15 protein-coding genes are annotated in these 13,941 nt (G+C 37.7%); 8 read left to right on the top strand and 7 right to left on the bottom strand.

Annotation, left to right across the window (positions count from 1 at the left end; translation table 11 throughout):
- Positions 1-45: 45 nt before the first annotated feature.
- Positions 46-1,329, bottom strand: a complete 1,284-nt coding sequence (locus tag BW935_RS05695) for a metal-dependent hydrolase family protein (protein ID WP_076499338.1) — start codon at positions 1,327-1,329, stop codon at positions 46-48.
- A gap of 219 nt (positions 1,330-1,548) precedes the next feature.
- Between BW935_RS05695 and BW935_RS05690 the strand changes: the two genes are divergently transcribed.
- The 3 genes from BW935_RS05690 (at position 1,549) to BW935_RS05680 (ending at position 3,500) form a co-directional block, all read left to right on the top strand.
- Complete coding sequence (locus BW935_RS05690) at positions 1,549-1,899, top strand: single-stranded DNA-binding protein (protein ID WP_076499337.1); 351 nt, start codon at positions 1,549-1,551, stop codon at positions 1,897-1,899.
- A gap of 261 nt (positions 1,900-2,160) precedes the next feature.
- On the top strand, positions 2,161-3,135 hold the full coding sequence (pfkA, locus tag BW935_RS05685) for a 6-phosphofructokinase (RefSeq protein ID WP_076499335.1): 975 nt from the start codon (positions 2,161-2,163) through the stop codon (positions 3,133-3,135).
- An 11-nt stretch (positions 3,136-3,146) separates the two neighbouring features.
- On the top strand, positions 3,147-3,500 hold the full coding sequence (locus tag BW935_RS05680) for a hypothetical protein (protein WP_076499333.1): 354 nt from the start codon (positions 3,147-3,149) through the stop codon (positions 3,498-3,500).
- Here the strand turns inward: BW935_RS05680 and miaA are convergent.
- Positions 3,485-4,396, bottom strand: a complete 912-nt coding sequence (miaA, locus tag BW935_RS05675; protein ID WP_084565822.1) for a tRNA (adenosine(37)-N6)-dimethylallyltransferase MiaA — start codon at positions 4,394-4,396, stop codon at positions 3,485-3,487. The genes BW935_RS05680 and miaA overlap by 16 nt on opposite strands.
- Positions 4,397-4,450: 54 nt before the next feature.
- Here miaA and BW935_RS05670 point away from each other — a divergent pair, with 54 nt between their 5' ends.
- The 5 genes from BW935_RS05670 to BW935_RS05650 are packed head-to-tail and all read left to right on the top strand — an operon-like array spanning position 4,451 to position 8,211.
- Complete coding sequence (locus tag BW935_RS05670; RefSeq protein ID WP_076499330.1) at positions 4,451-5,206, top strand: response regulator; 756 nt, start codon at positions 4,451-4,453, stop codon at positions 5,204-5,206.
- Complete coding sequence (locus tag BW935_RS05665) at positions 5,203-5,580, top strand: response regulator (protein WP_076499328.1); 378 nt, start codon at positions 5,203-5,205, stop codon at positions 5,578-5,580. The genes BW935_RS05670 and BW935_RS05665 overlap by 4 nt, the downstream gene beginning before the upstream one ends.
- A 23-nt stretch (positions 5,581-5,603) precedes the next feature.
- Entirely contained in the window at positions 5,604-5,882 is a 279-nt protein-coding gene (locus BW935_RS05660; protein WP_076499327.1) for a hypothetical protein, read from the top strand.
- Positions 5,879-6,646, top strand: coding sequence for an MBL fold metallo-hydrolase (locus BW935_RS05655; protein WP_076499325.1), 768 nt, complete (start codon positions 5,879-5,881; stop codon positions 6,644-6,646). The genes BW935_RS05660 and BW935_RS05655 overlap by 4 nt, the downstream gene beginning before the upstream one ends.
- Positions 6,646-8,211 (top strand): NFACT RNA binding domain-containing protein, encoded by a 1,566-nt coding sequence (locus BW935_RS05650; RefSeq protein ID WP_076499323.1) that lies wholly within the window; start codon positions 6,646-6,648, stop codon positions 8,209-8,211. The genes BW935_RS05655 and BW935_RS05650 overlap by 1 nt, the downstream gene beginning before the upstream one ends.
- A 19-nt stretch (positions 8,212-8,230) precedes the next feature.
- Here the strand turns inward: BW935_RS05650 and BW935_RS05645 are convergent, their stop codons facing one another.
- The 5 genes from BW935_RS05645 to BW935_RS18630 all read right to left on the bottom strand — a co-directional run bounded on the left by BW935_RS05645 (position 8,231) and on the right by BW935_RS18630 (position 13,813).
- Complete coding sequence (locus tag BW935_RS05645; protein ID WP_076499320.1) at positions 8,231-8,593, bottom strand: hypothetical protein; 363 nt, start codon at positions 8,591-8,593, stop codon at positions 8,231-8,233.
- A 3-nt stretch (positions 8,594-8,596) separates the two neighbouring features.
- Positions 8,597-9,370, bottom strand: coding sequence for a LytR/AlgR family response regulator transcription factor (locus tag BW935_RS05640; protein WP_076499318.1), 774 nt, complete (start codon positions 9,368-9,370; stop codon positions 8,597-8,599).
- Positions 9,327-10,367, bottom strand: coding sequence for a sensor histidine kinase (locus BW935_RS05635; RefSeq protein WP_076499316.1), 1,041 nt, complete (start codon positions 10,365-10,367; stop codon positions 9,327-9,329). The genes BW935_RS05640 and BW935_RS05635 overlap by 44 nt, the downstream gene beginning before the upstream one ends.
- 112 nt (positions 10,368-10,479) lie before the next feature.
- Positions 10,480-11,913, bottom strand: coding sequence for a fasciclin domain-containing protein (locus BW935_RS05630; protein WP_076499314.1), 1,434 nt, complete (start codon positions 11,911-11,913; stop codon positions 10,480-10,482).
- 187 nt (positions 11,914-12,100) lie between these two features.
- A complete protein-coding gene (locus BW935_RS18630; protein WP_245802643.1) occupies positions 12,101-13,813 on the bottom strand; it encodes a fasciclin domain-containing protein in 1,713 nt (570 codons plus the stop codon).
- Positions 13,814-13,941 lie beyond the last annotated feature (128 nt).

Genomic DNA, 13,941 nt, shown 5'->3' with positions numbered 1-13,941 from the left:
AGAGATTTTGCAGTTAAAATCTCTTTCTAAAACTCAATGCACGAATTAATCCATTCGGAAAACTTTTCCTTCTTTCATCACAAATGTTACATCTTTCATGACCTTGATATCTTTCTCTGGGTCTCCTGAGACAGCTATGATATCAGCCAATTTACCTTTCTCAATAGTACCAATTCTGTCTTCCATACCCAATAATTCCGCTGAGCGAAGTGTTGCTGTTTGAATTGCTTCCAGATTTGGCATGCCGACCTCGGTCATATAGATAAACTCTCGATAATTTTCACCATGTGGAAAAACCCCAGCATCAGTTCCAAAGGCGATCTTAACGCCTCTTTTGTATGCTTTTCCGAAAGTACTTTGAATCAACGGACCGATGGTTTCAGCTTTGGCTTTGACTGGGGCAGGATAATACCCAGGAATACGCGCATAGTCAGCTACTGACTTACCCGCAGTAATGGTAGGAACGTACCACGTACCAGCCTCTATCATCATATCCATTGTTTCCTCTGACATATAAGTCCCATGTTCAATGGAGTGAATACCGCCGATGACTGCCCTTTTCATTCCTTCATCCCCATGAGCATGTGCTGCCACATGTATTCCAAAATCCGTCGCTGTTTCTATCACTGCATTGATTTCATCTTGTTGAAATTGGGGCGCATTACCATCTTTGGCCACGCTGAGCACACCACCTGTAGCGGTGATTTTGATGACATCAGAACCGTTCTTAACTTGCTGCCTGACAGCCTTTCTTGCATCAGCTACTCCATTGATGACACCAACCTCAGGTCCTGGATCACCCATTAGGTCTCTTCTCATGCCATTGGTGGGATCAGCATGTCCACCAGTCGGAGCTATAGACTTTCCAGAAGTGATAATTCTAGGCCCTTCTACCTTACCCGCATTGATTGCATTTCTAAGAGAAATATTTACTCCTGAACCTCCCAGATCTCGCACTGTCGTAAATCCTGCCATTAGTGTGGTTTTGGCAAAAATGATAGAATTAAAGGCTATATCAGCTTCATTATCCACGAATCTATCCAGATACCTTCTTGGGCTAGTTTCATTTTCCATATGGACATGCATATCCATCAAACCTGGCATGACTGTCTTTGACTTCAAATCTATCAATTTATCAGATCTACCAGGAGAAGCATAACCTTTTTGGACTTCAGTTATGACTTCTCCTTCTACGATAATTGTCATTTCTGATAGCATTTGATTATTTTTCACATCAATCAGTTTACCAGCATGGATAAATGTTTTTTGAGCAAAAGTCAACTGGGTGATCAGCAGCATTGCCAAACTAAGTATTAGTGTTCTCTTCATATTATTGGATTTATTTTGGTTGCCTAGCTAAGCTACAAAATTTCAGCAATAGGTTCTATTTGGACTTGTGTTGAAAAGAAAAAAATTATCCGATTTAGTCGTTTATAAACGGTTATAAACACTTAATAACCGACAATAAAATAAATAGCGTCTGAAATTTAAATTATTGATCAACCATCAATAGTTTTTCAATTCATCTTTAACCAAACAAATACAATTATGGGCGGAATCAAAAACAGAGTTCAGCTGATCGGGAGGTTAGCTGCAAAGCCAGAAATCAATCGCTTTGAAAGTGGTAAAGTGAAAGCTAGTTTCAGAATGGCTACAAATGAATACTATAAAAATGCAAAAGGTGAGCGTGTAGAAGAGACTACATGGCATAATGTATCTGCATGGGACAAAGCAGCCTCTATCATTGAAAAATACACAGACAAAGGCTCAGAAATTGGAATTGTGGGCAAGCTAAGCAGCAAATCCTATGATGATAAGGACGGCAATAAAAAGTATTACACTGAGGTCATTGCCGATGAGGTGCTCCTTTTAGGTGAAAAGTCAACCGTAGAGTCCTAAATTGAGCGGCCAGTTTCCTTCAAGGAAACTGGTTTTTTCGATTTTTAATTTGAGGTAGACTATATTTTTTTAATTAATCTAAATAGTTGGATTTCAAATTCTTGACCTCAATTTTTTTATTGGCGAAACGATTTATTTTTTCGTGTTAGGCATTATTACTTTAATCCATGACAATAGTTTTCAACGACAAAACTTTTCTCATTTTCTAAACAAAGACATTGAATTAATAGTATTTTTGAGGTTCAAAAACCTATTAAAACAATGAAAAAAATTGCAGTTTTTACATCTGGAGGAGATGCCCCAGGAATGAATGCCTGTATCAGGGCTGTAGTGCGAACAGCTATTTTTCATGGACTTGAAGTCTATGGCATCACTTACGGTTATGACGGTATGATTAACGGGAATATCAAAAGGATGCATTCCCATTCTGTAAGTAATATTATTCAAAGAGGTGGTACAATATTGAAATCTGCAAGAAGTGCGGAGTTCAGAACCAAAGAGGGAAGAGAAAAAGCTTATAAGCAGTTAAAAGCATTAGAAATAGATGGCATAGTAGCAATCGGAGGAGACGGGACTTTTACTGGGGCTAAGGTTTTCTTTGAAGAATTTGGTATTCCAACTATCGGCTGTCCTGGGACTATTGACAATGATATTTATGGCACAGACTATACCATTGGATTTGATACAGCTGTTAATACAGCTTTAGAAGCAATAGATAAAATTAGAGATACTGCGGCGGCACACGACAGGATTTTCTTCATAGAAGTGATGGGGAGAGATAGCGGATACATAGCTGTAGAGTGTGGGATTGGAGGAGGAGCTGAGTTTGTAATGGTACCCGAAACAGAAACTGATCTCAAGAAGGTGGTAAAGTCTCTGAAGAACCTTAGAAAATCTAAATCTTCGAGCATCATCGTAGTAGCAGAAGGTGATGAAGAAGGCAACGCAGATTTGATCATGGAAAAAGTGAAAGTCAAGATCAATGACGAGGATAAAGAATTCAAAGTAACAACTTTAGGCCATATACAAAGAGGAGGTAATCCGACAGCTAGGGATCGAGTATTGGCTTCTAGATGTGGGATGGCTGCAGTAGAAGGTTTGCTCAATGGAGAGGCCAACTGCATGGCGGGTGTTGTCAATGGAGATGTTGCTTATACCCCTTTTGCAGATTGTATTGGCAAGACCAAACCTCTAAAAGGAGACCATTTAAGGTTAATTGAAATATTAAGTATTTAAAAAATTTAATAATGGGTTTTATTCCAATATTCTTGACATTAGGTGGGGCTGTATTGCTCTTTATCATGGTTGTAAGACAGTCATTAGCTAACAAGAAGCTTCAATTTGATGAGCTACTGAATGTAGTAGCTGCTGGTTTGAGCAAGTTATCAAGTAATCAGTCAGTCCCAGCTAACCTAGGTGCCATAAAGTCTTTCGTCCAAGAAGTAAAACCAAAGTTAAAACCAGAGGAGTTGTCTACCTACGAAACTTTAGTTAAGACCCCTCTCAATCAGGCTAAATTGACTAGATTGCAATACAATCAATTAATCAGTAAAAAACCATATAGCTTCGTAGCCAAGATATTTGGTTACGAAGCTATTTGATCCGCTAAATACGCTATGATTTCATTTTCCTGATCGGGTCTAAACCATCTGATATTTTCATCTTTTCCAAACCAAGTCAATTGTCTTTTAGCGTAGCGACGAGAATTCCTTTTGAGCAACCTGACTGCCTCTTCCTTATCATATTTTCCATCTAGATATCCAAAAATCTCTGAATAGCCGACTGTTTGCAAGGCATTTAGATCTTTGTAAGGGTATAGCTCATTTGCTTCCTCAAAAAGCCCTGCCTCAATCATCATGTCCATGCGTTGTTCTATTCTATAGTAGAGTTCTTCTCTATCTCGTACCAATCCTATTTTGATGATATGAAATGGTCGCTCAACTTTCTTTTTATTTCTAAAGCTACTGAATGGCTTTCCTGTACCTTCAAATACCTCAACTGCTCGCATGAGTCTTTGTGGGTTCTGTCTATCTACAATTTCATAGTAACCTGGATCAATAGCCGAAACCCTATCTTGGAGATAAGTCAAGCCTTTTTCTTCAAATGCTTTTATTATGCCTGCTCGGATCGCGGGGTCTATATCAGGAATATCATCAAACCCATCACAAATAGCATCTACATAAAGTCCAGAACCACCTGTCATGATTGCTATATCTTTTGAGGAAAAAATTTGCTCTAATATAGCCAACGCGTCTTTTTCAAAGGCCTTGACATCGTAAGTATCAAAAATAGAATGTGAGTCGACCAAATGGTGTTTGACTATATTCAATTCAGCTTGGCTTGGTTTAGCAGTACCAAGTTTCATTTCTCTAAAAAACTGTCGACTATCTGAAGAAATAATCTCTGTCTTAAATTTTTTACCTAATTTTATGCAGAGATCAGTCTTTCCCACTGCGGTAGGTCCGACGATAACGATTAAATATTTCTTATCCTTCACAATTCCTCTGATTCAGTAGCACCAATAGAGCCACGAAATTACCAATAATTACAAATGAAAAGCAAAAATGTCTTAATTGTAGATGACAATGCCTTGAACCGAAGGGTATTTGAGCATATTATTGGTCAAGTTTATAATTTTGACATCGCTGAAAATGGGAAAATTGCATTGGAAAAATTGCAAACGGGGAATTTTGACTTAGTATTGATGGATATTCAAATGCCAGTCATGGATGGCATCACTGCCATGAAAAAGATAAAGTATGAAAACCTAACAAACGCACCTATCATTGCTATTTCAGCTTATGCAGAACAAAACGATAAGGATTATTTTCTATCTACAGGTTTCTGTGATTTTATTGCGAAACCCATCAAGCCAAAACTATTTTTAGAGACCTTATCTCTCCATTTAGAGCATGGTGTAAAAGTAGATAATGAAAAATCAAATTCAGAAAGAGAAAACTTTGATACTTTAGATGAAAAAGTTCTCTTACAATTGCAGAAGTACAATTCTAAAGAAAACATTCAAGTTGTTTATAATGATTTCGTAGAAGAAACTGAGTCACTTCTTACTGAAATGAAGCAACTTTTGATTGTCAAAGACTTCGAAGCAATTGGGGAGAAGTTACATATTATCAAGGGCAATTCGGGTACACTGGGTGCACAAAAAATCTATAATTGTTGTAAAGAGTTTGAAAAAAATATAAAAAATGGCATTTTTGACAATACTTTAAAAGATTATCTAATTTTGATGGAGTTATTTGACTCGTTTAAAACATATCTTAACCAATCTGAACATTTTAATCCATGACGGAAACAAAAAAAGTACTCGTTGCAGAAGACAGCTCTGTAATTATCAACTTGACAAAGAATGTATTGATGTTCGAGAAATACAGCATAACTGCTGTCAAAAATGGCAAGCAAGTGATGGAAAAACTTGAAAATGAGGACTTTGACCTTATTTTGATGGACATCAATATGCCTGTTATGGATGGAATAGAGTGTACCAAAGCAATTCGAGGACTAAGTGATAAAAAGAAATCTACAGTTCCAATCATTGCCATTACGGGTAATTATAAAAATTACACTTTGGATGATTTCAAAAAGGCTGGTCTCAATGATTATGTTCAAAAGCCATTGGATTATGACAAGTTGCTCGCTACTGTCAAAAAACATTTATCCTAATAAATTTGTAGCATAATAGAATCATGGCAGTTAAGTACACCAAAAGCTACCTCGATAAGCTCGAGAACTTATTTGCCTCTTCTGAGTATATATTGAGGTACGAAAAAGGTAACTTCAAATCAGGATATTGTATTCTAAAAGACAACAAGATCGTCATCATCAACAAATATTACACCTTGGAGGGGAAAGTCAACACCTTGGTTGACATCATTAAAGAGTTGGGGTTCAAGCCCAATGAATTTACAGATAAAAAAAATCAAGACTTCCTCGGTGAATTACAACAAACCGTATTGAAGCTTTGAGAGTTACATTTTTGGGCACAGGAACATCGCAGGGCGTACCAGTTATCGGTTGCAATTGCCCTGTTTGTGCTTCGCTCGACTTTAGAGACAAACGACTCAGATCTTCCATACATCTAGAAATTGCTGGAAAAAGCTTGGTTATTGATACTGGACCAGACTTCAGGGCTCAAATGCTAAGAGAGCAAATCAGCAAACTTGACGCGGTAATTTTCACACATGAGCACAAGGATCATACTGCAGGATTAGATGATATCAGGCCTTTTAATTTCATGCAAAAGAAAGATATGCCAGTCTTTGCAACTACGAAAGTCCTTAATCAAATCAAGAGAGAGTTTGCCTATATTTTTGAAGAAGTAAAATACCCAGGTGTTCCTCAGGTCAAGGCAGAAACAATATCAAAAGATGAAGTTTTCGAGATCGAGGGAATAAGCATTCATCCCATTGAAGTGATGCATTATCGGCTACCAGTTTTAGGGTTTAGAATTGGTGATTTCACCTATATCACGGATGCGAAAACAATTGCTCCTAGAGAGCTTGAAAAGATAAAAGGTAGCAAAGTTTTGGTACTAAATGCACTTCAATCCAGCCATCATATTTCACATTTTACCTTAGATGAGGCTATAGAAATGGTTCATTTAATACAACCTGAAAAAGCTTACTTTACACATATCAGCCACAAACTAGGTACACATGCTGATGTTGAAAGAAAGTTACCTGATCACATTAGGTTGGCATTTGATGGATTGAAATTTGACTTAGTCTGATGCATCTCAATTATTATTTTCTGAAGTTTCTTTGTCCAGAACTCCATGATACGTTTCAAGGGGCTCAGGTTATCTCATGCTTTTCTCAAAATAAGGATGAATTGGTCATCGGCTGCGTCAAAGAAGGATCAGAAATATTCATTCGTGCTAATTTACTCCCAACCATCTCTTGCCTCTCTTTCCCTGATGAATTTAAGCGAGGCAAACGAAATACCGTATCTTTATTTCCCGAGCTATTGAATCAAAAGTTTTCAAAAATCGAAGTTGTCAACTTTGAAAGGGCTTTTATCTGTGAATTCGAATCAGGAGATAGATTGCTTTTCAAAATGCACGGGACAAGAAGTAATATCCTCTTCTATAAGGATAATGATGATATCCCAGCACGCATTTTTAGAAATGAAATCAAAGACGACCACTCACTACAGATTAGAAATCTGCCAAAAAATTTGGACTTAAGCGAATCGAATTTCTTTTCGCTTGATGGAAATGCTGCAAAGTTTCTCCCAACACTTGGGAAGATACCAAGAGAATATTTGAAGGATCATGGATACATCGAAGCTAGCCTTGATCAGAAGTGGACTATGATGCAATCTATGATGGACATGCTGGACTCACCTTTATTTTCGATTATCAAAAACAAAACTGAATACAGCTTAACTTTACTACCCACTGATCAGTCTATTTACCAATCGGAAAACCCTATTGCCGCCTGCAATGAACTTTTTAAATATCTTGTTGTCATTCAAGCATTTGAAAAGGAAAAGCAATATTGGATCAGAAACTTCGAGGATCAAAAGAAAAAGTCTCAAGCCTATATTCTCAAAACAACAGAAAAGCTAAATTCCCTTGAAAAAGAGAGCCCGCCCTCACAGCTAGCTGATGTGATTATGGCCAACTTACATCAGATTCCAGCAGGAGCAGAAGAGATCATGCTTTTCAATTTCTACACTGGCAAGGAGGAGTTGCTCAGACTCAAAAGAGGTCTCAGTCCACAGAAATTCGCGGAAAATCTTTATAGAAAATCAAAAAATAGAAAGATTGAAATCGATCAACTTTACCAAAATTTAGCCGATAAAGAAGCTTTGTTGGCAAATATCCATGACCTGATGGATGAGCTTTCGAATATTACTCACTTCAAGGATTTGAAAAGTTTTGTCAAACAAAATCAGCTCCTAGCAAAAGAGAAAGAAAAACTTGAACAAGTTCCTTTCAAGCGGTTTGAAATTGAAGGATTTGAGATTTTAGTTGGTAAATCAGCAAAATCAAATGACGAGATGCTGAGATATTATGCATGGAAAGAGGATTTATGGCTACATGCCAAAGATGTCTCTGGATCGCATGTCATTATTAAATACAAATCAGGACTAAACTTCCCAAAAACAGTCCTAGAAAAAGCCGCAGAACTAGCCGCATACTATTCTAAAAACAAAAACGAAAGTATTGCTCCAATCATTTACACACCAGTGAAATTTGTCAGAAAGGTAAAAGGCTCTGCTCCTGGCGAAGTCATAGTCGACAAAGAAAAAGTACTAATGGTCGTACCTCGTGGTCCCCAAGAGCAATAATCACGGCTGTAAAACGTGATCAATAAACGATCCTTCTTCTAGGCGGGCCAAGGGATATCTTATTGAAGCCTCTGACGAGAGTGTAAGTACCACCTATGCCAATAGCTCCTCCGGTATAGAGTAAAGTTTTCCCCAAATCTGGATTCGAACCAAGAAGCTGTCCTCCAAGTATGGTAACAGAGTAGCCAATTGTTGCGATAAAAATACCTGTTTTAAGTTGTTTTTGAGACTGATGGAGATTCAATTGAACTTGATACAACTCCTGATCAAGTTTAACGATTTGATTAACTAGAGAATCTAAATTTACTTTTTCGGAGCTTTGAGCGAAAGTAGACAATGACAGTCCTAAAAGCATTAAAATTGTGAAATAGAACCTATGCATTTTTTATTGATTAATCCAATTTTTAAAATCATTTACCCGATCTCTTGCAACGATAATATCTGCCTCAGGTTGCGAATTTAACATCAACATCATCCGTCCATTTTGATATGGTCTCATTTCCACTAAATCATCCAACTGAATGATAACAGATCTACTAACTCTGAAAAATTTAGAAGGATCTAAAAGATGTGACTCAAGCTCACTGAGTGTAAATTCTACAATAGATTTCTTTTTGGTTTCTTTTTCATAAACATATGTGATTCCTTCATAAGAATAGAAATAGGCTATGTCATCGGCATTGACAAACCTTATCTTATTTCCTGATTTTGTAAGAAACCTTTTCTTATACTCTTTCGATTGATAACCCATCATCATATTTTTCAAAAAATCAGCATTAATTTGAGCTAGGTCTAGAGGTTGAGACTTTAAGGTTTTTACTTTATCAAATGCCTTGAGCAAGCGCTCTTCTTGAATAGGTTTGAGAATGTAGTCTATACAGTTATGTTCAAATGATTCTAATGCATATTTATCGTAAGCTGTTACAAAAATTATTGGAAAAGAAATAGCCTTGTCTTTGAGTACATTGAAACTCAGACCATCGGCTAAATGTATGTCACAAAGTAGTAGGTCGATTTGAATATCACTATTCAGAAGCTCTAAGAGTTCTCTATTGCTTTGCGCTGTGCCGACCACCTCAAGATCAGCATTTTGTGCATTGATAATGTTACGAATTCTATTCAGCGTAAGTGGCTCGTCTTCTACTATTGCTATCTTCATGGATCAGTGGTAGGCTTATTTGGAAATATTCTTTTTCATCAATAATGACAATCTTCTTATCTAAAAATGAATATCTCTCCGAAATGTTTTGAAGTCCTATACCAGAAGAGTACTCTACAACATCTTTTTTCTGCTTCTTATTGTGGATTTTGATCTGTTCACAATCAGAGGTAATGGTTACTGTCAAAGGCTCTTTTTCTGTGAAATAATTATGTTTGACCACATTTTCCACTAGAAGCTGTAGAACTGAAGGTGGCAAAAGTAAGTCCTTACATTCTGAAGAAATATTTTTAGAAAATTTTAAAGATTTTTGAAATCTGATGCTTAGAAGTGAAATATAATTATCCAAAAATGCCAATTCTTCTTTTAATGGAATCAATTCTTTATCTCTTGTCGAAAGAATATGTCTATAGATTGTGGATAGCTTTTGTAAATACTCATCTGCTAATTTCGGATCCTCGTGGATCAATGAGGAAAGCGTACTAAGGTTATTGAAGAAAAAATGAGGATTGATCTGAGAGTTTAAAGAAACCAGCTGTGCTTCTACATTGAGTGAATGAAGCTTCTCAGCTTCCACTGCTTTTTCTTTATATCTCTTGCTAAAATAAAGAATTGCATTGATACAATTGAGGAACAAATTAATCCTAAAAGCAAAACCACTTGTCAAAAGCAAATTCTGAAACGAATAACTGAAAGGCTCACCCAGAGCAGCTTCGGTAATTAAAATAGAAGATAAACTGATAAAAAATACTCCTATAATACTGAACCCAAATTGTAATAAAAGTGGCTGTATCTTGATTTTTATGCTGGTATTGTACTTTTCAATAAATGCATTAACAAACCAAACAGCATAACAAAGTATAAAAATGATATAAAATAGTTTATCAAGTGGCAAGTCAGCTTGATACAAGCGATCTCCATCCAAAACCTTTATATTGATAAAAGAATAGACGGCTAATAAGCCCGGAAAAAGAAATTTATATGGGCCGTTGAACATGATTTTAATTTAATAGGGTTAGTTACTCTTCGGGAATTTAAGGTAAAAAAATGACGATTAACAAAGTAAAGCAGAGAAGATTGATACTTCTCTGCTTTATCAAACAATAATATTAGTCAAGTGTAGGTAGTACCACACCATCTATTACGTGCACTACACCATTTGATATCACCACGTCAGCAGCTACCACATTATAAGTTGTTCCAGCAGCATCAGTTACAGTTACACTATTTCCTGATCTAGTTACTGTCAAGTTCTCACCTGCGAGTGTAGGAACTTGTTGTGCACCTTCTGCAAGATCAAAAGAAAATGCAGTAGCAGGAACAACATGGAATTGAAGTACTTTAATAACTGCCTCAGCACCCAATTCATCTATTAGTTCCTCCAGAGAAGACACTTCAAGTGCTGCTAATAGGTTACCAAAAGCTTCATTTGTCGGAGCAAAAACGGTGATTTCGTCAGCTTCAAGTAATGCGCTACCCAAACCAGCCGCTGTTACAGCCTCTAGTAGAATAGTCAATTCAGCAGCTGTTGCAGCTTCCACTACATTTGGAATGTTCAATTCTGGAAGAAGGACTCCATCGATCACGTGCACTACACCGTTTTCAATAGCTACATCTGCAGCCACTACATTTACTGTATTACCAGCGGCATCAGTCACAGTTACAGCTGAACCAGACACATTCACCGTCAATTCTTGACCCGCTACAGTAGTAAAGGTGTTAGATGCTTGAAGGTCTGAAGAGAACGCCACAGCAGGAACAACGTGAAAACCTAATACCGTTTCTAGATTATCGACACCACCAATTTTTGCAACTAATTGCTCAAGGTTTGCAGCATTGAATGCTTCCAGAGCAGCAGCAAATGCATCATTGGTAGGAGCAAAAACTGTGATTGCCTCTAGCCCGAGTAAAGTACCCGCCAAACCATCAACGGCTGTAACGGCAGCTAATAGTGTAGTCAAACCTGCACCTGTAGCAGCATCTACCAAGTTTGGTGCAGGCTCCTGAGGAAGATCGATTTCAGGTAGTAATACTCTGTCAATGACGTGTACGACACCGTTGGCAATAGCAACATCTGCAGCAACAACATTGGCTACATCTCCATTTGCATCAGTCACAGTAACAGCATTACCATTTCTAGCCACAGTCAAAGCCTGTCCAGAAACAGTGGTAAAGCTATTTGTAGCATTCAGGTCAGCTGCAAAAGCAACTGCTGGTACAACGTGAAAACCCAATACAGTCTCTAGGTTTTCAACACCTCCTAGTTTCTCAACTAATTCACCAAGATTAGAAGCTTCAAACGCAGTAAGCGCATTAGCAAATGCATCGTTGGTAGGAGCAAACACAGTGATTGCTTGCGCATTCAATAAAGTAGGTGCTAGGCCAGGTACTGCCTCAACTGCAGCTAGAAGTGTAGTCAAACCGGCTGCATTAGCAACTTGTACCAAATCAGGAGCTGGCTGTGGAGCTGGTTCGTCTTCTTGACAAGAAGCTGCAAACAAAAGGATTGCACCAGCAAGGAAAAGATTGAATATTTTTTTCATAGTTGATATAGTTTATGTTCCATTGTATAACCCCAAAAAATAAAAAATGGATGTATATACATAGATCAATGGGGTAAAATCGAGGTTGAATAGTTGATATTTACGATTAAAATGTGTGGAGTATATTAATTAAAAATGCCAAGAAACTTATTGTTCCTTGGCATCTAGCTTAAGAATTAAACTTTTTTTAATCTAAATTAGGTAGTAAAACACCATCTATAACGTGTACGACGCCATTTTGGATTTGTACATCAGCCACGACAACATTATAAGTATTATCAGCTGAATCTATCACAGTGACGGAATTACCTGTTCTGATCACTGTTAAATTCTCACCTGCCAAAGTTGGAACTGTTTGACTCCCTTCAGCCAAGTCTGTTGAAAAAGCAACAGCAGGTACGACGTGAAACTGCAATACTTTAACAACCGCATCTGCACCGAGGGCTTCAATCAACTCTTCTAAGGTTTCGACTTCTAGTGTTTCCAATAATGCCACGAAAGCATCATTTGTTGGAGCAAAAACAGTAATCTCGTCTGCTTCTAATAAGGCGTCTGCCAAACCTGCTGCCACCACAGCATCCAACAATATAGTCAATTCAGCAGCCGTGGCAGCCTCCACCAAGTTAGGAATTGGCTCTAATTCAGGCGTATCGTTGTTTACAATTGGCCAAACACCAGGGTTCGGAACACTTACTCCTTTTGTGTCTCCTCTATCTTCATCACTGCCAAAGAAATAAAGCGGATTTGCCCTGAAAGACAACTGATTGTTCTCTATTACATTTAGGTCATCAGTGGAAATCAAAGATGGAAGTTGATCTATTTCAGTAGTGTAAAGAGGCCAAACTGATGGATTACCTCCAAAATTACTTTGGTCTGCTTCGTCATTGATAAATCTATATAGCGTTCTCCCAGTTTGGAAATCAATGTAATATTGAGTATTTCCTTCACCATTCACATATTCTCCTGCTTCATTTATGATATAATTTTCGCCATTATTACCTACAAGTTGACCATTAGCAATCATGATACTATAATCAGGCTTTGCAGCAAACCAAACGCTTCCTACTCCGTCGCCATTAACTGATCCATTCTCGTCATTCGCGAAATAGTACAAAGGCCATCCATTGTAGGTTGTTTGATTTTCGCCGTCAACTTCTATAGTACCAATCAGCGATGCATCAAATGCAGGATTAGAAATATTGATTTCTTCCGCATAGAAAATTGGCCAGTTGTTGGCACATCCACCTGAACAGTTATTATCACCATTCACATCTCTGGAGAAATAATACAAAGAACGACCATTTGCATCAGCAAACATGAACCCAAGATTAGGGTCTTCCTTAATCGTCAATGTGCTTGGTTGAAGTGCATCAATCTCTGGTAACAGCACCCTATCAATAACATGGACAACTCCATTGGAGATCGTCACATCGGCAGCAACCACATTGGCTACAGCTCCAGTAGCATCAGTAATGGTAACACTATTACCTGATCTTTCCACAAGTAATTCTTGTCCTGATAAGGTAGTAAAATTATTACTTGCGTTTAGATCTGCGGCAAAAGCGATTGCTGGCACTACATGAAAACCTAAAACAGTTTCTAAACCATCAACTCCGCCCAATTTCTCTACTAATTCATCTAAATTAGCAGCTTCCAATGCTGTAAGCGCATTGGCAAATGCATCATTTGTTGGAGCAAAAACTGTAATTGCTTGTGAGTTTAGCAAAGCTGGAGCAAGCTCAGGTACAGCCTCCACGGCTGCCAACAGAGTAGTCAAGCCTGCCGCATTTGCAGCTTGAACCAAGTCAGGTGCTGGTTGCGGTGCAGGTTCATCCTCTTGACAAGAAAAAGCAAGTAACACAAACATACCTGCCATCAGGTTTTTGAATATATTTTTCATAGTTGTTTAGTTATGTTCAAATAACTAACAGAAGCAAACCAATTGTTGATTTACAAAAATCTATGAATAGGGAAATCTTTCGGTTGAATCGTTTGATACTATCCCTGACCTGCACAAAAAAAGATCAG

It is taken from the genome of Belliella pelovolcani, assembly GCF_900156785.1.
Classification (GTDB): Bacteria; Bacteroidota; Bacteroidia; order Cytophagales; family Cyclobacteriaceae; genus Belliella; species Belliella pelovolcani.
The sequence above is the reverse complement of the archived record's forward strand: the minus strand, read 5'-3'. Positions and strand labels throughout refer to the sequence as shown.

Bases quoted from the DNA above. Each gene is read 5' to 3' on its own strand.
- BW935_RS05635 (WP_076499316.1), bottom strand. From the start codon at position 10,367: ATGTTCAACGGCCCATATAAATTTCTTTTTCCGGGCTTATTAGCCGTC.
- BW935_RS05690 (WP_076499337.1), top strand. From the start codon at position 1,549: ATGGGCGGAATCAAAAACAGAGTTCAGCTGATCGGGAGGTTAGCTGCA.
- BW935_RS05650 (WP_076499323.1), top strand. From the start codon at position 6,646: ATGCATCTCAATTATTATTTTCTGAAGTTTCTTTGTCCAGAACTCCAT.
- BW935_RS05680 (WP_076499333.1), top strand. From the start codon at position 3,147: ATGGGTTTTATTCCAATATTCTTGACATTAGGTGGGGCTGTATTGCTC.
- BW935_RS05665 (WP_076499328.1), top strand. From the start codon at position 5,203: ATGACGGAAACAAAAAAAGTACTCGTTGCAGAAGACAGCTCTGTAATT.
- pfkA (WP_076499335.1), top strand. From the start codon at position 2,161: ATGAAAAAAATTGCAGTTTTTACATCTGGAGGAGATGCCCCAGGAATG.
- BW935_RS05630 (WP_076499314.1), bottom strand. From the start codon at position 11,913: ATGAAAAAAATATTCAATCTTTTCCTTGCTGGTGCAATCCTTTTGTTT.
- BW935_RS18630 (WP_245802643.1), bottom strand. From the start codon at position 13,813: ATGAAAAATATATTCAAAAACCTGATGGCAGGTATGTTTGTGTTACTT.
- BW935_RS05645 (WP_076499320.1), bottom strand. From the start codon at position 8,593: ATGCATAGGTTCTATTTCACAATTTTAATGCTTTTAGGACTGTCATTG.
- BW935_RS05660 (WP_076499327.1), top strand. From the start codon at position 5,604: ATGGCAGTTAAGTACACCAAAAGCTACCTCGATAAGCTCGAGAACTTA.
- BW935_RS05640 (WP_076499318.1), bottom strand. From the start codon at position 9,370: ATGAAGATAGCAATAGTAGAAGACGAGCCACTTACGCTGAATAGAATT.
- BW935_RS05670 (WP_076499330.1), top strand. From the start codon at position 4,451: ATGAAAAGCAAAAATGTCTTAATTGTAGATGACAATGCCTTGAACCGA.
- BW935_RS05695 (WP_076499338.1), bottom strand. From the start codon at position 1,329: ATGAAGAGAACACTAATACTTAGTTTGGCAATGCTGCTGATCACCCAG.